General features: G+C 75.2%; 15 protein-coding genes. 6 read left to right on the forward strand and 9 right to left on the reverse strand.

Annotation, left to right across the window (positions count from 1 at the left end):
- Positions 1 to 340: 340 nt before the first annotated feature.
- Both IH54_RS0136760 and ptsP read left to right on the forward strand, forming a co-directional pair.
- Positions 341 to 790, forward strand: coding sequence for a PTS sugar transporter subunit IIA (locus IH54_RS0136760; protein WP_031525389.1), 450 nt, complete (start codon positions 341 to 343; stop codon positions 788 to 790).
- A gap of 11 nt (positions 791 to 801) precedes the next feature.
- On the forward strand, positions 802 to 2472 hold the full coding sequence (ptsP, locus tag IH54_RS0136765; RefSeq protein WP_031525390.1) for a phosphoenolpyruvate--protein phosphotransferase: 1671 nt from the start codon (positions 802 to 804) through the stop codon (positions 2470 to 2472).
- Positions 2473 to 2587: 115 nt separating this feature from the next.
- Here ptsP and IH54_RS0136770 read toward each other — a convergent pair whose 3' ends face one another.
- Together IH54_RS0136770 and IH54_RS0136775 are read right to left on the reverse strand one after the other, a co-directional pair.
- Positions 2588 to 3430 (reverse strand): hypothetical protein, encoded by an 843-nt coding sequence (locus tag IH54_RS0136770; protein WP_234344232.1) that lies wholly within the window; start codon positions 3428 to 3430, stop codon positions 2588 to 2590.
- Between the two features lie 211 nt (positions 3431 to 3641).
- Positions 3642 to 4970: an MFS transporter gene (locus IH54_RS0136775; RefSeq protein WP_234344234.1), complete on the reverse strand. Its 1329-nt coding sequence runs from the start codon at positions 4968 to 4970 to the stop codon at positions 3642 to 3644.
- 97 nt (positions 4971 to 5067) lie between these two features.
- Between IH54_RS0136775 and IH54_RS0136780 the strand changes: the two genes are divergently transcribed.
- A complete protein-coding gene (locus IH54_RS0136780; protein WP_043183309.1) occupies positions 5068 to 6396 on the forward strand; it encodes a GntR family transcriptional regulator in 1329 nt (442 codons plus the stop codon).
- A gap of 31 nt (positions 6397 to 6427) precedes the next feature.
- On the opposite strand, the gene IH54_RS0136785 is transcribed toward IH54_RS0136780, so the two are convergent.
- Positions 6428 to 8449 carry an acetoacetate--CoA ligase gene (locus IH54_RS0136785; RefSeq protein WP_031525394.1) on the reverse strand — a complete coding sequence of 674 codons (2022 nt, stop codon included), beginning with the start codon at positions 8447 to 8449 and terminating at the stop codon, positions 6428 to 6430.
- A 180-nt stretch (positions 8450 to 8629) separates the two neighbouring features.
- Here IH54_RS0136785 and IH54_RS0136790 point away from each other — a divergent pair, with 180 nt between their 5' ends.
- Positions 8630 to 11023: a glycoside hydrolase family 31 protein gene (locus IH54_RS0136790; RefSeq protein WP_031525395.1), complete on the forward strand. Its 2394-nt coding sequence runs from the start codon at positions 8630 to 8632 to the stop codon at positions 11021 to 11023.
- Here IH54_RS0136790 and IH54_RS0136795 read toward each other — a convergent pair.
- Complete coding sequence (locus tag IH54_RS0136795; RefSeq protein ID WP_052398286.1) at positions 10990 to 11562, reverse strand: NUDIX domain-containing protein; 573 nt, start codon at positions 11560 to 11562, stop codon at positions 10990 to 10992. The genes IH54_RS0136790 and IH54_RS0136795 overlap by 34 nt on opposite strands.
- Positions 11563 to 11620: 58 nt before the next feature.
- Here IH54_RS0136795 and IH54_RS0136800 point away from each other — a divergent pair, with 58 nt between their 5' ends.
- Positions 11621 to 12427 (forward strand): M15 family metallopeptidase, encoded by an 807-nt coding sequence (locus IH54_RS0136800; RefSeq protein ID WP_031525398.1) that lies wholly within the window; start codon positions 11621 to 11623, stop codon positions 12425 to 12427.
- Here the strand turns inward: IH54_RS0136800 and IH54_RS0136805 are convergent.
- The 4 genes from IH54_RS0136805 to IH54_RS0136820 form a co-directional block, all read right to left on the reverse strand.
- Entirely contained in the window at positions 12352 to 13689 is a 1338-nt protein-coding gene (locus tag IH54_RS0136805; RefSeq protein ID WP_031525401.1) for an adenylosuccinate synthetase, read from the reverse strand. The genes IH54_RS0136800 and IH54_RS0136805 overlap by 76 nt on opposite strands.
- Positions 13686 to 14600, reverse strand: a complete 915-nt coding sequence (locus IH54_RS0136810) for a hypothetical protein (RefSeq protein WP_052398287.1) — start codon at positions 14598 to 14600, stop codon at positions 13686 to 13688. Before IH54_RS0136810 ends, IH54_RS0136805 begins: the two co-directional genes overlap by 4 nt.
- Before the next feature lie 110 nt (positions 14601 to 14710).
- Entirely contained in the window at positions 14711 to 15619 is a 909-nt protein-coding gene (locus IH54_RS0136815) for a hypothetical protein (protein ID WP_052398288.1), read from the reverse strand.
- On the reverse strand, positions 15616 to 16524 hold the full coding sequence (locus IH54_RS0136820) for an NUDIX hydrolase (protein WP_031525409.1): 909 nt from the start codon (positions 16522 to 16524) through the stop codon (positions 15616 to 15618). The genes IH54_RS0136815 and IH54_RS0136820 overlap by 4 nt, the downstream gene beginning before the upstream one ends.
- 263 nt (positions 16525 to 16787) lie before the next feature.
- On the opposite strand from IH54_RS0136820, the gene glpK reads away from it, so the two are divergent.
- Complete coding sequence (gene glpK / locus IH54_RS0136825) at positions 16788 to 18407, forward strand: glycerol kinase GlpK (protein ID WP_078862798.1); 1620 nt, start codon at positions 16788 to 16790, stop codon at positions 18405 to 18407.
- A gap of 57 nt (positions 18408 to 18464) precedes the next feature.
- Here glpK and IH54_RS0136830 read toward each other — a convergent pair whose 3' ends face one another.
- Complete coding sequence (locus tag IH54_RS0136830; RefSeq protein WP_031525414.1) at positions 18465 to 19073, reverse strand: GTP-binding protein; 609 nt, start codon at positions 19071 to 19073, stop codon at positions 18465 to 18467.
- Positions 19074 to 19242: the final 169 nt, after the last annotated feature.

Consider the following 19242-nt stretch of genomic DNA (forward strand, 5'->3'; position numbering starts at 1 on the left):
CTGTTGAGTTCTCAAGGAACGGAAGCTTCCTTCGAGACCGTTTCACCGGCCCCTCCGGGCTTTCCCTTCGTTGTGTTCCGACTCTATCAGAAGACTTTCCGTCGGAATTACCACCCGTTTTCCAAGCACACACGTTTCCGTGGGTTCTCGTCCAAACGGTCGTGCCAACCTACTGGACCGCTCTGCACGGAGCAAATCGGGGGTAGGGATCCGGACGGGTGTGCGGACGGTACGCCTCGGGCCGAATCACCACTTGCCATGACTTAGGCTGCTGTCGCGGCTGGCCGTCCGGTGACAGGCAGTGACGGCCCTTGATACTCCGCGCCTAGGAGGCTTCCTCATGACGACCGTTTCGTCTCCCCTCGCCGGCCGGGCCATCGGGCTCGCGGCTGTGCCGGACCCCGTGTTCTCCGGGGCCATGGTGGGTCCCGGTACGGCGATCGACCCGGTGCGCGAGCCCGGTGAGGCGGTGGCTCCGGTGGACGGAGTGATCGTCTCCCTGCACCCTCACGCCTTTGTCGTCGTGGACGACGAGGGCCACGGGGTTCTGACCCATCTTGGCATCGACACCGTCCAGCTCAACGGCGAGGGTTTTGAACTGCTCGTGGCCAAGGGCGACACCGTGGCCCGCGGTGACGCGGTCGTGCGCTGGGACCCGGCGGGAGTGGAGGCGGCGGGCAAGTCGCCGATCTGCCCCGTGGTCGCACTGGAGGCCACCGCGGACGCGCTGGCCGGGCTGGTGGAGGCCGTGGACGTGGCCGCCGGCGACACCCTTTTCAGCTGGAAGTAAGGGCGCGACCGATGCAGACAACGCTTCAGGGTGTCGGGGTCAGCCACGGAGTGGCGATCGGCGAGGTACGGCACATGGGCACCGCGGTGCTGGAGCCGCCAGCCAAGCAGATCGCGTCCGGCGACACGGCACGCGAGCAGGGCCGGGCGCGGCAGGCGGTCGAGGCGGTCGCCGCGGATCTGAAGGCCCGCGGCAATCTGGCCGGCGGCGAGGCACAGGCGGTGCTGGAGGCGCAGGCGCTGATGGCGCTCGACCCGGAGCTGCTGGCGGACGTGGAACGCCGGGTCGCGGTGGGCAGCACGGCCGAACGTGCGGTCTACGACGCTTTCGCCTCCTACCGGGCGCTGCTCGCGAATGCCGGGGAGTACCTGGCGGGGCGGGTCGCGGATCTGGACGACGTACGGAACCGCATCGTGGCACGGCTGCTGGGCGTGCCGATGCCGGGCGTGCCGGACAGCGACGAGCCGTACGTGCTCATCGCGCGGGACCTGGCGCCGGCGGACACCGCGCTGCTGGACCCGGCGCTGGTGCTGGGCTTCGTGACCGAGGAGGGCGGGCCGACCAGCCACAGCGCCATCCTGGCGCGGGCGCTGGGGGTGCCGGCGGTCGTGGCGCTGCCGGGTGCGTGCGAGCTGTCCGAGGGGACGGTCATCGCGGTGGACGGCAGTACGGGGGAGGTGTTCGTCGAGCCGGGCGAGGAGAAGGTGGCGGCGCTGACCGCTGCGGCGGAGGAGCGCAAGGCCGCGCTGGCGGCGGCGTCCGGGCCGGGTGCCACGTCGGACGGGCACAAGGTGCCGCTGCTGGCGAACGTCGGGGGGCCCGCCGACGTGCCGGCCGCGCTGGCGGCGGGCGCGGAGGGCGTCGGGCTGTTCCGTACCGAGTTCCTCTTCCTCGACGACTCGGCGCAGGCGCCGTCGGAGGAGAAGCAGGTCGAGGCCTACCGGCAGGTGCTGGAGGCCTTCCCCGGCGGCCGGGTCGTGGTGCGGGTGCTGGACGCGGGCGCGGACAAGCCGCTGGACTTCCTGACGCCGGCGGACGAGCCGAACCCGGCGCTGGGCGTACGGGGTCTGCGGTCGCTGCTGGACCACCCGGAGGTGCTGCGCGGGCAGCTGCGGGCGCTGGCGACGGCCGCGGCCGGGTTGCCGGTGTATCTGGAGGTCATGGCGCCGATGGTGGCGGACCGCCAGGACGCGAAGGCATTCGCGGACGCCTGCCGCGAGGCCGGGCTGTCGGCGAAGTTCGGTGCGATGGTGGAGGTCCCGTCGGCCGCGCTGCGGGCCAGGTCGGTGCTCCAGGAGGTGGAGTTCCTGTCGCTGGGGACGAACGACCTGGCGCAGTACACCTTCGCCGCGGACCGGCAGGTGGGTGCGGTGGCGCGGTTGCAGGACCCGTGGCAGCCCGCGCTGCTGGACCTGGTGGCGCTGGCAGCGGAGGCGGCCAGGGCCGAGGGCAAGAGCTGCGGTGTGTGCGGTGAGGCCGCGGCGGATCCGCTGCTGGCGTGCGTGCTGACGGGTCTGGGTGTCACCAGCCTCTCGATGGGTGCGGCGTCGATTCCGTACGTGCGGGCGACGCTGGCGAAGCACACGCTCGCGCAGTGCGAGCGGGCGGCGGCTGCCGCGCGGGCGACCGACAGCGCCGACGAGGCGCGCCGGGCCGTGCAGGCGGTGCTGTCCGGCGAGTAGCCGGGTGGCCGTGGGCGGTGCCGTGAGGGCGCCGTGCGCGGGATGTCGGGAAGGGCGCTTCACCTGCGGGTGGGGCGCCCTTCCGCAGATGCGGCCGGGGCGCGCCGGCGGCCCGTCAGCCGTCGTACGGTCCGGTGTCGGCGTGCGGGGGCGGCAGGTCGAGGCCCGCGCGGTAGCGGACTCCGGGCTCGGGCGGGAGGACGTCTCCGGTCTCCGGGTCGGTGCAGTAGGCGTCGAAGACCTCTGCCTCCGTGAGAGGGCGCGTTCCGTCGCGGTGCAGCGACCAGCCGCGGACGGTGTCGGTGCCGCGGCTGTCTGTGGTGCGCAGGACGAGCCCGCCGGGGCGGGTGGTGAGGCGTGCGGCGGCCATGACCGTGCACAGGGCGGTGGTTTCGGCGTCGTCGAGGTCGATGCCGCCGTCGGCCGCGGTGGTGACCTGGGCCGCGGCGAGCAGGGGCGGGCCGTCGTCGGGAGGCAGGCTGGCCACGAGGTGGTGGCGGCCGGGGCCGGCGGCGGCGAGCAGGCGCAGCAGGGTGTGGGCGGCGAGGTCGAAGGCGCAGTGGGCGAAGAGCTCGCCGCAGTCGGGGCACCGGCCGGCGGCGGCGAGGAGGTCGGCGGCGCGGTCCCGGGTGGTGCGGAGGTCCGCCGCGCGGGCGAGCCGGGCGCGCAGCCGGTGGAGGGGCTGGCGGGTGTAGGGGACGGCGGGGCCGGCGGTGCTGATCTCGGCGGTGTAGCGGGCGCGGGCGTCGGGGGTGTCCGGTGGCCTGCGGGTGTCGGCGCAGTGGTCGGCGAACCGGTCGGGGTCGAAGAGGGTGACGGCGATGCTGGTGCCCTGGGCGTGCAGGGAGCGGAGCATTCCGTCGAGGTGGCGCAGGTACGTTCCGTAGTCGGTGAAGGGGAAGCTCCGGTAGCCGGTCATGGTGGTGAAGTCGTGCTCGTCGAGGAGCAGTCCGACCACGGTGGGGGCTTCACGGCGCAGTGCCCGGCGGTAGCCGGCTCGGCCGGGCGGGCGGCGCCGCGCCCTGGTCCGTGCCGTTTTGACGGTACGTGAGCGCTCGCGGGCAGTGTCACGGGTGCGGCTCGCCCTTGCGCCGGTGGTGGTTTGGGTGGTCCCCTGCGTGCGGCCGGTGTTCTGCATGGCTCCCCCTGCGTGCGGATCGGTGTGATCTCTACTGCTCACCGACTGTAACGGGGGCCACTGACAACGCGGCCGCCTCCGGCACCGGCGCCGGGCGGGCGAGGCGGCGCAGGACCAGGCGGCGCTGGAGGAGCGCGGCGGCGGCGAGGACGGCGCCGAAGCCGATCCAGCCCGCGGGCCCGCCGGCGAGGACCACGGAGGTCACGAGCAGCGGCCCGACGCAGCGGGCGACGGACTGCGCGAGCCCGTACACGCCGACGTAGGCGCCCTGGGCCTCTTCCGGGGCCAGGCACACGGACAGCTCCCAGCCGACGGCGGACTGGACCATCTCCACGACGGTGAAGGCGACGGCGGAGGCCAGCACCGCGGCCGTCGCCACCCACCGGTCGTGCACCACGGCGGCCGCGGTGACCAGGCCGGACAGCAGCAGCCAGGCGGCCACCGGGCGGAGCGAGTCGGCGGCGACGCGGGGGGTGGCCGCGAAGCGGGACATCCGGACCTGGAGGAGGACGACGATGACGGTGTTGATGACGAAGACGCTCGCGGCCAGGCCGTGCGGGGCGTCGGTGCGGGTGAGGATCCACAGCGGCAGGCCGACGGTGAGGGCCACGCCGTGCAGGAACATCGCGGCGTCCAGGACGGCGTAGCCGAGGTAGCCCGCGTCCCGCCAGGGGCTCGCGGCGGCGGGTCGCGGTGCCGCCGCGCCCGGGGTGCGGGGGGCCGCAGGTCCGGCGGCCGCGTGGGAGGTGACGGTGCGGGTGGCGGAGGGCGGTTCGGCGCAGCGGGCGACCAGCAGGGCGACGACGACGAAGGAGAGGCCGTCGCCGAGGAGCAGCAGGCGGTAGACGGTGGTGGTGCCGGCGGCCAGGGCGGCGGAGGCGGCCAGGCCGCCGACGGTGTAGCCGACGTTGACGACGGTGCGCTGGACGGCCTGGTAGCGGGCGCGGTCCCGGCCTGCGACGCGGGCGGCGAAGAGCTTGGTGAGGACGGAGGCGGAGCGTTCTCCGAAGCTGCCGAGCGCGACGAGCGGCAGCAGCTGCCAGAAGCCGTGGGCGAGCAGCATGAGCAGGCCGGAGGCGGCGCGCAGCAGCTGGACGGCGAGCAGGACGCGGGTGAGCGGGAGCCGGTCGGCGAGGCGTCCGGCGAGCGGGGCGCCGGCGATGCCCGCGACGCCGCCGAGGCCGAGCACCAGGCCGGTGCTGCCGGTGTCGAGCCCTGCGACAACGACGAAGTACAGCGCGGTGACCGAGTACCAGAGGCCGGAGCCGACCTTGTCGACGAGGTTGATCCACAGCATCCGGCGCCCGTCGGGGCCGCCGGGTATCTCCGGGATCTTCAGGGCCTTCGCTGCTCGCTGCACGATCGGTGCCCCCTGCACGGCGTCACGTCCCTCGAAACCGGTGGCGGCCGGTGCCCGGCCCTTGCCAACTCTTTTGTATTGATACATACTTCGACTTGTGGCAACACAATATGCGATCGCGGGCGGTACGGCCAGGGAGATTGCCGCGTCCGCCGAACAGGCCGTCGCCGAGGGCCGGTTGCGACCCGGCGAGTCGCTGCCGCCGGTCCGGGCCCTGGCCGGCACGCTCGGCGTGAGTCCCGGCACGGTGGCGACGGCGTACAAGGAGCTGCGCGGCCGCGGCATCGTCGTGACCCGGGGGCGCGGCGGCACGGTGGTGGCCCCGGCTCCGGTGGTGACCTCGCGGCGCCCGCCGCGGGTGCCCGAGGGACTGCGCGACCTCGCGGGCGGACACCCCGATCCGGCGTTCCTGCCCGACCTCGTGCCGCCCGGGCGGCTCTCCCCGGGGGCCAGGTCGCACCGGGCGTCGCCGCGGCTCGCGGAACTGGAGGAGCTGTCCCGGGCCTGGTTCGAGCGGGACGGGGTGCCCGGCGGCCGGGTGACCTTCGCGCACGGCGCGCTGGACTGCGTCTCGCGGCTGCTGTCGGTGGAACTGCGGCCCGGCGACGCCGTGGCGGTCGAGGACCCCGGCTTCCACCATCTGCTCGACCTCGTACCGGCGCTGGGCCTGCGCACCCTCGCGGTACCGGTGGACGACGAGGGGATGGAGCCCGCGGGCTTGCGGGCGGCGCTGCGCGCGGGGGCGCGGGCGGTCGTCCTGTGCCCGCGGGCGCAGAATCCGTACGGCTCACGGATGTCGGCGGGGCGCCGGGCCGAACTGCTGGGGGTGCTCGCCGCGGCGCCGGACGTGCTGGTGGTGGAGGACGACCACAGCGCCGACACCGCGGGCGGTCCGCTGCACTCCCTGGCCACGGCGGGGAAGGACGGGCCGGGGCGCTGGGCGCAGGTCCGTACCGTCTCCAAGCACCTCGGCACCGACCTGCGCTGGACGGCGATGGCCTGCGACCCGGTCACGCTCGCGCGGCACGACGGGCGGCTGCTGCTCACCTCCGGCTGGATCAGCCATGTGCTGCAGGAGACGATCGTGCGGCTGATGTCGGATCCGGCCACCACGGCGCTGGTGGCCGGGGCCGCGATCGCCTACGAGGAGCGGCGCACGGCGCTGCTGGCGGCCCTGGCCGGGCACGGCATCGGCGCGCACGGGGTGAGCGGCTTCAACGTGTGGGCGCCGGTGCGGGACGAGTCGGCGGTGGTCAACGGGCTGCGGTCGCGGGGCTGGTGGGTCGCGGGCGGGGCGCGCTTCCGGATCGGCAGCGCGCCGGGCGTGCGGATCACCACGGCCGACCTGGAGCCCGCGGACGGCGTGCGGCTGGCGGCCGACTTCGCGGCGGTGCTCGCCGAGTCGGCGCAGACCTACGGCGGTTGAGGCGGGCCCGGCACCGCTCCCCCGCCCGCCGCTACTCCCCCCGCCCCGCGGCGCGTTCGGCGCCCAGCCGCTCGTAGAAGCGCAGCACCGTCAGGTCGTCGACGGAGCCGGGGTTGACGGCGCGTTCCAGCGGGGTGCCCTGGAGCAGCCGCTTGACCGGTACCTCGATGCGCTTGCCGGTCAGGGTGTGCGGCACACCGGGCACCTCGATGACCTCGTCGGGCACGTGGCGCGGTGAGAGCTGGGAGCGCAGCGCGCCGGCGATCCTGCCGCGCAGCGCGTCGTCGAGCCGCACCCCGTCGGCGAGCCGGACGAACAGCGGCATCCAGTAGCCGCCGTCCGCCTCCTCGATGCCGACGACCAGGGACTCGCGGATCTCCGGGAGTCGCTCGACGACCTCGTAGATGTCGGCCGAGCCCATGCGCACGCCCTGCCGGTTGAGCGTGGAGTCGGAGCGGCCGTGGATGACGACGGTGCCGCGCGAGGTGCGGGTGATCCAGTCGCCGTGCCGCCACACGCCGGGATACATGGAGAAGTAACTGTCGTGGTAACGGCTGCCGTCGGGGTCGTTCCAGAACCGGACCGGCATGGACGGGAGCGGGTTGGTGACGACCAACTCGCCGACCTCGTCGACGACCGGCTCGCCGTTCGCGTCCCACGCCTCCAGGCCGGTGGCCAAACACGGGGCCTGCAGCTCGCCGACGTGGACCGGCAGGGTCGGCACGCCCCCCGCGAAACAGCTGCACACGTCCGTGCCGCCGCTGACGGAGGCGATCCACAGGTCCTCGGCGACCTCGTCGTGCAGCCAGCGGAAGCCGTCGGGGGGCAGCGGCGAGCCGGTGGTGGCCACGCAGCTCACCCGCGACAGGTCGAAGTCGCGCCCCGGGTGCACCTCTGCCTTGCGACAGGCGACGACGTAGGCGGCGGAGGTGCCGAAGACCGTGGTGCCGGTCTGCTCGGCGATGCGCCACTGCGCCTCGATCGACGGATGGCCGGGGCTGCCGTCGTAGAGGACGACCGTGGCGCCGACCAGCAGGCCCGACACCAGGAAGTTCCACATCATCCAGCCGGTGGAGGTGTACCAGAAGAAGCGGTCGTCCGGCCCGAGGTCGAGGTGCAGTCCGGTCTGCTTGAGGTGTTCGAGCAGGATGCCGCCCTGGGACTGCACGATCGCCTTGGGCAGGCCCGTGGTGCCCGAGCTGTACAGCACCCACAGCGGGTGCTCGAACGGCACCTGCTCGTACGCGGGTTCGGGGTCGTCGGCGACCAGGTCGCGCCATTCCAGGGCGCCTTCGGGCGCCGGGGTGCCCAGCAGCGGGATGTGCACGGTCGCGCGCAGCGAGGGCAGGCCCGCCCGGGTCTCGGCGACGACCGCGGTGCGGTCGTGCTCCTTGCCGCCGTAGCGGTATCCGTCGACGGCGAACAGCACGACCGGCTCGACCTGCTGGAAGCGGTCCAGGACGCTGCGGGCGCCGAAGTCGGGGGCACACGAGGTCCACACACCGCCGACCGCGGCGGTGGCCAGCAGCGCGACGGCCGCCTGCGGGGTGTTCGGCAGGTAGCCGCTGACCCGGTCGCCGGGGCGTACGCCGAGGCCGCGCAGGGCCGCGGCGAGCGAGGCGACCTGCCGGGACAGCTCGGCCCAGCTGAGGATGCCGGTCTCCATGCGCTCGTCGACGTGGAGCACCGCGGGCAGTTCGCGGCGCGCGGCGTCGAGGGCAGGCCGCAGCGCGTGCTCGGCGTAGTTGACGGTCGCGCCGGGGAACCAGCGGGCGCCGGGCATCGCGTCGTCGGCGAGGACCTGCTCGTAGGGGGCGCCGAAGCGTACGTCGTACCACTCGGTGAGGGCCTGCCAGAAGGTCCGGCTCTCGCGCACCGACCAGTCGTGCAGGGCCGCGTAGCCGCCCTGCGGGTCGTCGGGGCGTACGGCGGGGGCGCCGTGCCGCTCGTGGGCCCAGTTCTGGAAACGGGTCACCTGCGCACGGGCGACGCGCTCGGGGCCCGGGGTCCACAGGGCCTCGGGGGCGCGGTCGGCTTCGGCGGGGCTGGTCATGGGCGGCTCCAGGACGGTCCACAGCACGGCTGGTCAGGACGATGCCATGCCGGCGGCCGGATCGCCAGGGCGGTCGCCCACAGGGCGCGGGCCTGCGGTGTGGCGTCCGCCACCGCGCTCGAAGGTGAACACCGGCTGAACGGGCGGCGAGTCCTGCGAAGGCAGTGAAAAGCTGGGGCAATGGATGCACGGGACCTGCTGCGGTCGGTACGGATGGCGGGTTCTGCCCGGGGGCGGCGTACGGTGGCCGCGGCGTGGCGGCGTGAGCGCGCGGACGCCAGGGACCTGCCGCGGTACGGCGCCGAGCGGGCCCGGGTGCCCGGGGCGGCGGTGCGGGCCGAGCCGATGCCGGGCGGCGGCACCGTGCACTTCGCACGGTCCGTGCTGCGGGTGCGGGTCGCGGCCGGCGGCGCGGTCTTCTGCGGCTGGGACGGCGCGGCGCCCGAGCCGTCGTACGCGCTGGCGGGCCCCTCGACGTGGAGCCCGGCGCCCGGCCTGGCGGACGGCGGCTGCCCGGCGGCCGACCCGCGGGCGCTGCTGGAACCCGACCAGGGCGGCTGGCGGGTGGTCTCGGAGCGGGTGACGGTGCGGGTGTCCGCGCACGGCGCGGTGGAATTCCGCACCCCCGGCGGCCGGCTGCTGCGGCGGGAGCTGCCGCCGCGCTGGTGGGATCCGGCGGGCGCGGCGGAAGGCACCCGCGGGGCGCGCTGGGTGCAGCGTTCGGAGACCCCGGCCGACGCGCGGGTGTACGGGCTGGGCGGCCGGGCCGCGGGCCCCCGGCTGGCGGCAGGCACCTACCGGCTGTGGAACACCGACCCGGGCAGTCCGTTCGAGCCGGGCGACGACCCGCTGTACATCACCATGCCCGTGCAGCTGCTGGTCTCCGACGCGGGCTGCCACCTGGTCTTCCACGACAACACGTGGGACGGCCGGGTCACGCTGCGGGACGGCGAGGAGGGCGCGGGCTCCGGGCACGACCGGCACGGCGGCTGCGAGCTGCGGATGGACGGCGGGCCGCTGCGCTACTGGGTCGTCGCCGGTACGCCGTCCCGGGTACTGGCGGGCTGGACGGCGCTGACCGGCCGGCCGGCGCTGCCGCCGCGCTGGGCGCTGGGCCACCAGCACGCCCGGTGGGGCTTCGGCAGCGGGCAGGAGGTGCGCCGGGTCGCGGCGGGCTACCGCGAGCACGGGCTGCCGCTGTCGGCGCTGCACCTGGACATCGACCACTTCGACGGCCACCGGGTCTTCACCGTGGACCGCGCGCGCTTCCCCGACCTGCCGGGCCTCGCACACGACCTGGGGGAGCAGGGGGTGCGGCTGGTGTCGGTCGTCGGCCCGGCGGTCAAGCGCGAACCGGGGCTCGCGGCGTACGACGGCGGGCGCGCGGTGGACGCGTTCGTCCGCGACGCGCGCGGGCGCGAGGTGCGGGGCACGGTGTGGCCGGGCGAGGCGGTCTTCCCCGACTTCACCGACCCCGCGGTGCGCGCGTGGTGGGGCGGGCTGTACGCCGAGCGGCTCGCGCAGGGCTTCGCCGGGGTCCGGCACGACATGAACGAACCGGTGTCCTTCGCCGCGTTCGGCGAGCCGACGCTGCCGCGCTCGGCGCGGCACGCGCTGGAGGGTGCGGGCGGCGACCACCGCCAGGCGCACAACGTCTACGGCCTGGCGATGGCCGCGGCCGGCTACCAGGGCCTGCGCGAACTGCGCCCGGAGCAGCGGCCCTTCCTCGTCTCGCGGTCCGGCTGGGCGGGCATGCAGCGCTACGGCGGCACCTGGTCGGGGGATGTCGCGACCGGCTGGGCGGGGCTGCGCGCCTCGCTCGCGCTGGTGCTGGGGCTGGGGCTGTGCGGGGTGCCGTACTCGGGGCCCGACGTGGGGGGCTTCACCGGGTCGCCGTCGCCGGAACTGTATCTGCGGTGGTTCCAGCTGGGCGCGTACCTGCCGTTCTTCCGCACCCATTCGGCGATCGACGCGGGGCCCCGCGAGCCGTGGGAGTTCGGGCCCGAGGTGCTGGAGCACGCCAGGGCCGCGCTGGCGGAGCGGGCGAGGCTGCTGCCGTACCTGGACACCCTCGCGCATGTCGCGCACCGCACCGGCGCCCCGTACGTGCGCCCGCTGTGGTGGAACTCGCCGGGCGACCGGGCGCTGCGGGACTGCGGCGACGCCTTCCTGCTCGGGGACTCGCTGCTGGTGGCGCCGGTGCTGGAGCCGGGGGTGACGATGCGTGCGGTACGGCTGCCGCGCGGGCTGTGGTACGACACCGCGACCGGTGAGGCGCACCGCGGGCGGACCCGGGTGCGGCTCGCGGCGCCGCAGGGGCGGATCCCGGTGCTGGCCCGGGCCGGGGCGGTGCTGCCGGTCGCGGGGGAAGGCGGGGCCGTGGAGCTGGAGGCGTGGGCGCCGCGCCGGGACCGCAGCGGCGGCGGGGTGCTCTTCACCGGCGACCCGGACGGCTGGGGCCGGCCGCGGATGGAGCGCTTCGTGTCGCGGTGGGCGGACGGGGCCGTGCTGGTGGAGCAGGACGGCGGCGAGGAGCCCGGCTACGCGGTACGGGTGCGCGGCGCCGGGTCGTAGCCGTCGGCGAACCAGCGGCGGGCGGCCAGGGTGTGCAGCGGGAAGCCCAGTTCCTGCGGGGCGCGCAGCAGTTGGTGGCCGGCGGTCTCGTCGGTGGGTGCGGACGGGGGGAGGTCGGCGGCGGGGCGTTCCGGGAGCAGACCGAAGAGCAGCAGGTAGCCGCCGGGCTCGTCGGTGAGGGCGTCGGCGAGTCGGACGTCGGCGGGGTCGGCGGCGATGCCGGTCTCCTCGGCCAGTTCCCTGGTGACGGCGTGCTGCCAGCTCTCGCCGTGGTCGATGAAGCCGCCGGGCAGGGCCAGTTCGCCGCGGCTCGGCTCGATGGTTCGGCGGATGACGACGAGGGCGGTGCCGGCGCTGTCAAGGACGGGAAGCAGGGCGACGGCGACCGGCAGCGGGTTGCGGTAGGCGGTGGTGCCGCACGCCGGGCAGTGCCGCGGCCAGGGCGTTCCGGCGGGGTAGCGTGCCCCGCACGCGGAGCAGTGGGAGCCGCGCGCCGGCGGCGGGGTCGCGGAGCCGGGCACGGAGGGGGTCGCGGACACGCCGGGACTGTATCCGATCGTCTGTCGCGGCGGGGGCCATCCCTGGTATCCCAGGGGGATGCCGAAACTCACGACTTTACTGCGGGCCCTCGTCCTGCCTCTCGCCACACTGGCCGCGGTCACCGTCTCCTCCGCGGCGCCGGTGCAGGCGCACCCGGAGCCCAAGGCGCCCGCGCAGTTCGTCGCGCTGCGGGACGTCGATCCGACGATCATCCAGGAGATGCGGTACATCACCCCGCACAACTTCACCGGCGCCCCCGTCGACGGCTACCGCAAGGCCATGTGCATCCTCACCCGCCCCGCCGCCGAGGGTCTGCACCGCGTGCAGCAGGGGCTGCTGCGGCGCGGCTACTCGCTCAAGGTCTACGACTGCTACCGCCCGCAGCGGGCCGTGGACGACTTCGTCGCCTGGGCGGCGGACCTGGACGCCACGCAGATGAAGGCGGAGTTCTACCCGCAGGTCGACAAGACCCGACTGTTCGCGGACGGTTACATCGCCGCGAAATCCGGGCACAGCCGCGGCAGCACCATGGACCTGACGGTGGTGCCGCTGCCCGCGCTGCCCACCCGCCCCTACCGGCCCGGTGAGCCGCTGACGCCCTGCTACGGGCCGAAGGCCGAGCGCTTCCCCGACAACTCGCTGGACATGGGAACCGGCTTCGACTGCTTCGACACGCTCGCGCACACCCTGGACCCGCGGGTGACCGGGGTGCAGCACGCCAACCGGATGCTGCTGATGGACGCGATGCAGGCGCAGGGCTTCACCAACCTGCCCGAGGAGTGGTGGCACTACACGCTCAGCTCCGAGCCCTTCCCCGACACGTACTTCGACTTCCCCGTCGACCGCAGGTCCCTGACGTCCTGACGACCGGGTCCGAAGGACTCCAGCACCACGGGCGCCCCGAGCAGCGATCCGATCGCCTCGCTCCAGCGGCGCGGATCGCCGCCCGGGGTGTCCCACAGCGCGGGCGCGGCACGCAGCAGCCGCGCCGTCAGCGCCGCCTGCCGCTCCAGGTCGCCGGGCGGACCGGCGGACAGGTGCTCGACCAGCTCGCCGTCGATGCCGTAGCCCCGGCAGATCCGCAGGCCCGGAAAGCGGCCCGGGACGTCCAGATGGGTCACGGCGAGCGCGTCCACTCCCCCGCAGACCTCGACGGCGTACGCGTGCGCGACCGCGTCGAAGTGCCCGCTGCGGAAGGGGCCCTGCCAGCGGCCGTCGCCGTTGTGCGGCTCGGGGAGCAGCGCGGCCAGCTCGGGGTCCTCGGTGACCAGCGGGCCGGGGCCGTGCCGGGTGGTGTAGCTGCGCACCACGCCGAGCCGCAGCCCCTCCCCCGCGGCGCCGGCCTCGGCCAGCAGCGTCTCGGCGTTGCCGAAGGTGGTCGTCGACCAGGTGGTGTACGGGTGGAAGCCGTGCCACTCGTCGAGCAGGACGCCCTGGGCGCCCTCGAAGACCAGCGGCCCGCGCCGCGCCAGGTCGCGCAGCGCGCCCTCGCCGGTGAGGGTGACGGCGCCCGCGAAGGCCGCGTACGCCTCGGCGCACGCCTCGACCGGCGGGGCGGGCAGCGGGCCCAGCTCGTCGGCGAGCCGGTCGCGCAGCAGCCGCAGCCGGCGCAGCAGCCGGGGGCGGGAGGCGCAGTCGCCCGCGGTCGGCGCGTCGCCGGGGTGGGCGAGGGCGTAGCGCGCTGTCTCCCCCACGCCCATGCCGCACGAGCCGTGCCGGGCCGCGCCCCTGGCCAGCTCGCGCAGCCGGCCCGCGGCGGCGTGGTAGGGCGTGGCCAGGGGCGCCGCGCGGTCGACGGAGAGCAGCGCGTACGGGGCGGGCAGGCCGAGGGCGCGCAGGTGGTCGGCCTCGGCGGCGAGCGCGAGCGGGTCGACGGCGGTGAAGCGGGACAGATGGGTGGGCACCCCGTGCAGGGCGCCCGAGCCGAACTGGGCGAAGGTGTGGTGGCGGCCGTCGGGCGTGACGACGTTGTGGGCCGCCTGCGCCCCGCCGTTGAAGCGGACGACGGCGGTGACGCCGCCGCCGCGGCAGAGCCGGTCGACGGTGGCGCCCTTGCCCGCGTCCCCGAAGCCGAGGTCCACCACGAGGGTGTGGGGGCGTCCGCAGGGGACGCGGGCGGTGCTCATCGCCGGTCCGACAGGGCGCGGGCGACCGAGTCGACGGCCTCCGAGCCCAGCTCGGCGAGGTCGGCGAGTCCGGCGGCCAGGTCAATGGCCTCCTCGCCGAGGCCGACGGTCAGCGCGATGGTCTCGCACACCGCGCCCAGGTCGTCCAGCTCGATGACGTTCTGGCCCAGCAGGCGGCGCCACACGGCCAGCACGCCGGCGTTGCCCGCGTGCGAGGCGCCCGCGGGGAGGATGTAGAAGACGTGGAATTTCCGCTGGAGTTCGGCCAGCATGTCCTGGACCGGGATGTCCTGCGGGATCGTCTCCCCGAGCACCGCCTCGACCTCGCGGGCCTTGACCTTGCCGTAGGGCATCTCGTCGCCGATGAGGAAGAGGTAGCCGCAGCGGCCGCGCTTCTCGTGGCAGTCGAGCGAGGTGTGCCGGGCCATGGTGTAAAGGGCGAGCTCGTAGGACTCGCATATCTGGCCGCCGCCCCCGCCCTCCAGCAGGATGTTGCCGAGGTCGTCGTCCATCCGGTTGTCGGACTCGAACTGGCCGATCTGCAGCGGCACCTGGTCGCAGGTGGCGTCGCCGACCGCGCCGAAGAGGATCTGCGGGTCGGGGGTGTAGCCCCTGCTCAGCAGCAGCCCGAAGAGGTCGGGGAGCTTGCTCTGCAGGGTGCGCGGCACGCCGCCCATGGAGCCGGTGACGTCGAAGAGGACGGCGATGGCGAGCGAGGCGGGGTGCTCGTCGGAGTCGCGGCTCTCCCGCACGGTCAGGCCGTGCGGGTCGAGCGACTGGTGGGGGCGCCACATGTCGCGCGGCGCGCGGCGCCGCACGGAGTCGCTGTAGGCGAAGGCGCCGGTGCCCGAGGCGGCACGGTAGCGCTCGGCGGCGTCGTAGACATCGGTGGACCAGCGTCCGCTTCCCATGGTCTCCCCCTGGAAGGTGTGTGCGGTGGTAGGCCCGGTCCCGGTGGCCGGAACGGGCTCGAACGGTCGTGGGGCCGCCGTACGCGGTGTACGGACGGTGCTCGGGTACGTCAGCCCGCCGGTGCGGGCGGCATCGTGAACGGCCGGAAGGTGCGCGGGCCGTAGAGGCGTTCCAGCAGGTCGTCGAGTTCGGCGAGCAGTGCCCAGGCGTCCTGCGGGCGGCGGTGCTGCTCGGGCAGGGTGCAGCCGCGCAGGAAGGCGCGCAGCGGTGCGGGGGCCCGGTCGCCCATCAGGCCGGCGATGCAGCGGGAGGCGAGGTGGAGATCGGTGGCCGCGGTCGCGGGCTGGTGGGCCGGCGCCTCCGACGGGTAGCCGGCGGCGTGCCGGAAGATCAGGACGGGAAGGTCGGTGCCGGCCGCGGTGGCGTAGCACCAGTCGACGAGCACCACGCCGTGCAGGGCGGGGTGGATCAGGACGTGTTCGGGGAAGACCGCGCCGTGCACCAGCCCGGCGCGGTGCGCCCAGCCGAGCCCGGCCAGCAGCCGCCGCCACATCCATGCGGCGTCCCGGGGGTCGAGCCCGCCAGGGTACGCGGCGGCGACCTCGGCGAGGGTGTGGAAGCCGTCGAGCGGTTCGAGGGCGTTGACCCGGCGCAGGCTGCCGTCCTCGCCGGGCTGCTCGAAGCTCTCGATCAGGGCGGGGGCGTAGGCCCGGTGGCGTTCCTCGCCGACCCTGCGCAGCCGGGCCAGGACGTCGGCCTCGTGCTCCAGCAGGTCGTTGTCGCGGGGGTGCCGGGCGGTCTTCAGGACGGCGGTGCGGTGCTCGCCGCCGTCCTCGTAGCGGGCGGTGCGCAGCGTGGCGAGGTCGCCTTCGGCGAGCGGCGGGCCGGGGGCGTACGCGTACCGCGGGGTGCGTCCCGGAGCCGGGGAGAGGAGGCCGAGGGTGTCGGGAGCGGGGGTCCGGAGTGCTCCGGGTGCGCATTCGAAGTCGGCGCCGGAGGCGGCGTCGGGGCCCGTCACGGGGTGCCCCCGGTGTCGGGGCCGGGGCGCAGCAGCGCCGGGTGCAGCAGCCGGGCGTCCCCGGCGCGGTAGAGCCGGGCCCGGGGGCCGCCGCGGCTGCCCGGGCGGGCGTCGGTCTCGCCGGTGGGCTCCACGAAGCCGGGCACGGACAGGACCTTGCGGTGGAAGTTGCCGGCGTGCAGCGGGGCGCCCCACACCGTCTCGTAGACCGCGCGCAGTTCGGAGACGGTGAACGTCTCGCCGAGGAAGGCCGTGGCCAGCGGGGTGTACTCGATCTTGGCCCGCGCGCGCTCCAGGCCGTCGGCAAGGATCCTCGCGTGGTCGAAGGCGAGCCCTCCGCCGGGCGCGGCAGCCTCGTCCTGCGGGACGGGCCGGCGGCCGGTACCACCCCCGTAGGTTCCGGACCGCCGACCCTGCTCGAAGGGACGCGCACGCACCGTGTCCGGTTGCTCCGCCGCTGCAATTGCCTGCGCAAGTGCCTCGACCGGGAGCCAGCCGGCGCCCGCCGCGTCACCACCGGGCCGCGCGTCGGGCAGATCGGGCGCGAAGGCGAGGTAGGCGACCGAGACGACGTGCATCCGCGGGTCCCGCGCGGGGCTGCCGTACGACCCGAGCTGTTCGAGGTGGACGCGGCCGAGCGCCGCGGTGTCCAGGCCGGTCTCCTCCGCCAGCTCGCGGGCCGCCGCCTCGTCCAGCGACTCGCGGCCGGCCCGTACGAAACCGCCGGGCAGCGCCCAGCGGCCCGCGAAGGGCGGCTCGCCGCGCTGCACGGCGAGCACCTGGAGGCTCCCCGCGCGCAGGGTCAGGGCGACCACGTCCACGGTGACCGCGATCGGGTCGAAGGCGCGCGGGTCGTACGCGGCGAGGAAGCCGCGATCGGACCGCGTGCCCTCCGGCTCCGCCATGGCCACCGGCCCCCTTCCGCCGCACCCGGCGTTGTTCTCAGAGTGAGTCTTTCTCGCTTGGAGAAGAACATACCATCCGGCTCCGGCACCGTCCACGCGGTTCCGCCCCGGAATTCCGCGCCGTACGACCGCTTGACGCTCCGTCACCGCCGGGCAACACTTCCGGCAGCGCGAGGCGGGGCGGCGTGGGGGGATCGCGCACGCCGCGGATCCGCGCGCCCACCGCCGGCCGGGCCGGCATCCACCGGGCAAGGGAGCGCGACATGAGCGGCACCGTCCCCACCCAGGCAGCCACCCCGCCGGCCGCGCGCCCGGCCCCCGGCCCGCGCGCCCGAACGGACCGGCCCGAGGCCTACGTCGCCGCGATCGACCAGGGCACCACCTCCACCCGCTGTCTGGTCTTCGACGCCGCGGGCCGGGTGGTCTCCTCCGACCGGCGCGAGCACCGGCAGATCCTGCCCCGGCCCGGCTGGGTCGAGCACGACGCCACCGAGATCTGGGCGAAGGTGCAGGCCGTCGCCGCGGGCGCGCTCGCCAGGGCGGGGCTGCGGCCCGACCAGCTCACCGCGCTCGGCATCGCCAACCAGCGCGAGACGGTCGTGCTGTGGGACCGCGCGACCGGCCGCCCGGTGCACAACGCGGTGGTCTGGCAGGACACCCGCACCGCCGGGCTGTGCACGGAACTCGGCGGCGCCCACGGGCAGGACCGCTTCCGCGAGGCCACCGGGCTGCCGCTCGCCCCCTACTTCTCCGGCCCCAAGATCGCCTGGCTGCTGGAGCGCGTGCCGGGCCTGCGGCACCGCGCCGAGAACGGCGAGATCGCCTTCGGCACCATCGACTCCTGGCTCGTCTGGAACCTCACCGGCGGCACCAGCGGCGGCGTGCACGTCACCGACGTCACCAACGCCGCCCGCACCCTGCTGATGGACCTGCACACCCTGGACTGGGACCCGGCGATCCTCGCCGCGATGGACATCCCCGAGGCCGTCCTGCCGCGCATCCGCCCCTCCGCCGAGGTCTACGGCACCGCCACCGGGCGGCTCGCCGGGGTGCCGGTGGCCGCCGCGCTCGGCGACCAGCAGGCCGCGCTCTTCGGGCAGACCTGCTTCGACCTCGGTGAGGCCAAGAACACCTACGGCCCCGGCAGCTTCCTGCTGCTCAACACCGGCGGGCGGCCCGTGCCGTCGGCGAGCGGGCTGCTCACCACGGTCGCCCACCAGCTGGGCGGCGAGCGCCCGGTGTACTGCCTGGAGGGCTCCATCGCGGTCACCGGCGCGCTCGTGGAGTGGCTGCGCGACCGGCTCGGGCTGATCCGCTCGGTCGACGAGATCGAGCCGCTCGCCGCGAGCGTCCCGGACAACGGCGGCGCCTACGTCGTCCCCGCCTTCTCCGGCCTCTTCGCGCCCTACTGGCGGTCCGACGCGCGCGGCGTCATCACCGGCCTGACCGCGTACGTGACCCGGGCGCACCTGGCCCGCGCGGTGCTGGAGGCCACCAGCTGGCAGACCCGCGAGGTGGTCGACGCGATGCAGCGCGACAGCGGGGTGCGGATCGCGGCGCTGCGCGCGGACGGCGGGATGACCGGCAACGGGCTGCTGATGCAGCACCAGGCCGACGTGCTGGGCGTGCCGGTCATCCGCCCGGTGGTGCGCGAGACCACCAGCCTGGGCGCCGCCTACGCCGCGGGCCTGGCGACGGGCGTGTGGGACGGGCCGGACGAGCTGCGGGCGCACTGGCGCGAGGACGCCCGGTGGGAGCCCGCGATGGCCGAGGCCGAGCGGACGCGGGAGTACGCGCGCTGGAAGAAGGCCGTGCGGCGCAGCCTGGACTGGCTGGACGGCGACGAGCCCGAGGTGCGGCCACGCCGCCCGCGGGTCGGCTGACGGCGGGTCACCCGGCCCGGAGCGTCAGCGGGCAGGGGACGTCACGGGACGGGGACGTCAGGGGGCGGCGGGCGCCCGGCGGGCCGAGGCGTGCGCCGCGGCGCGCTCCACGACGCTGACCAGCACCCGCTTGACCGACTCGCGCTCGCGCGCGTCGCACAGCACCACGGGCACCCCGGGCCCGAGGTCCAGCGCATCGACGACGGCTTCCGGGCTGTGCAGCCGGACGCCGTCGAAGCAGTTCACGGCGACGGTGAAGGGGATGTCGCGGGTCTCGAAGTAGTCGACGGCGGCGAAGCAGTCCGGCAGCCGGCGGGTGTCGGCGAGCACGACCGCGCCCAGCGCACCCTGCGCCAGCTCGTCCCACAGGAACCAGAAGCGGTCCTGGCCGGGGGTGCCGAAGAGGTAGAGCACCAGGTCGTCGCGCAGCGTGATGCGGCCGAAGTCCATCGCGACGGTGGTCGTCCGCTTGGCCTCCACGCCGGTGAGGTCGTCGACCGGGCGGCCCGCCTCGGTCAGCAGCTCCTCGGTCCGCAGCGGCCTGATCTCGCTGACCGCGCCGACCAGCGTGGTCTTCCCGGCGCCGAAGCCGCCGGCGACGAGCAGTTTGAGGACGACCGGGTCCGGGGCGGACGGCCGGCGGCGCTCGGCGTGGACGATGGCCATGGATCTCGTCTGCTTCTTCCTGCGGGGGGAACGGCGGTGGGGACCGGAAGGACCGGAAAGTTGCGGCGGTGGGGGCGCCGGTCGAGTCACCGGCGGGAACCGGGGACGGAAACGGTAGCGGAAACCCGCCCGCCGCGGGGCGGGTTGGGGCGGTCTGTGAGGGGTGGGG

Source organism: Streptomyces sp. NRRL F-5123 (genome assembly GCF_000721495.1).
In the GTDB taxonomy this organism is placed as follows: Bacteria; Actinomycetota; Actinomycetes; order Streptomycetales; family Streptomycetaceae; genus Actinacidiphila.

Coding starts and splice junctions, on each gene's coding strand:
- glpK (WP_078862798.1), top strand. CDS start 16,788: ATGAGCGGCACCGTCCCCACCCAGGCAGCCACCCCGCCGGCCGCGCGC.
- IH54_RS0136785 (WP_031525394.1), bottom strand. CDS start 8,449: ATGACCAGCCCCGCCGAAGCCGACCGCGCCCCCGAGGCCCTGTGGACC.
- IH54_RS0136790 (WP_031525395.1), top strand. CDS start 8,630: ATGGATGCACGGGACCTGCTGCGGTCGGTACGGATGGCGGGTTCTGCC.
- IH54_RS0136760 (WP_031525389.1), top strand. CDS start 341: ATGACGACCGTTTCGTCTCCCCTCGCCGGCCGGGCCATCGGGCTCGCG.
- ptsP (WP_031525390.1), top strand. CDS start 802: ATGCAGACAACGCTTCAGGGTGTCGGGGTCAGCCACGGAGTGGCGATC.
- IH54_RS0136820 (WP_031525409.1), bottom strand. CDS start 16,524: ATGGCGGAGCCGGAGGGCACGCGGTCCGATCGCGGCTTCCTCGCCGCG.
- IH54_RS0136800 (WP_031525398.1), top strand. CDS start 11,621: ATGCCGAAACTCACGACTTTACTGCGGGCCCTCGTCCTGCCTCTCGCC.
- IH54_RS0136830 (WP_031525414.1), bottom strand. CDS start 19,073: ATGGCCATCGTCCACGCCGAGCGCCGCCGGCCGTCCGCCCCGGACCCG.
- IH54_RS0136805 (WP_031525401.1), bottom strand. CDS start 13,689: ATGAGCACCGCCCGCGTCCCCTGCGGACGCCCCCACACCCTCGTGGTG.
- IH54_RS0136810 (WP_052398287.1), bottom strand. CDS start 14,600: ATGGGAAGCGGACGCTGGTCCACCGATGTCTACGACGCCGCCGAGCGC.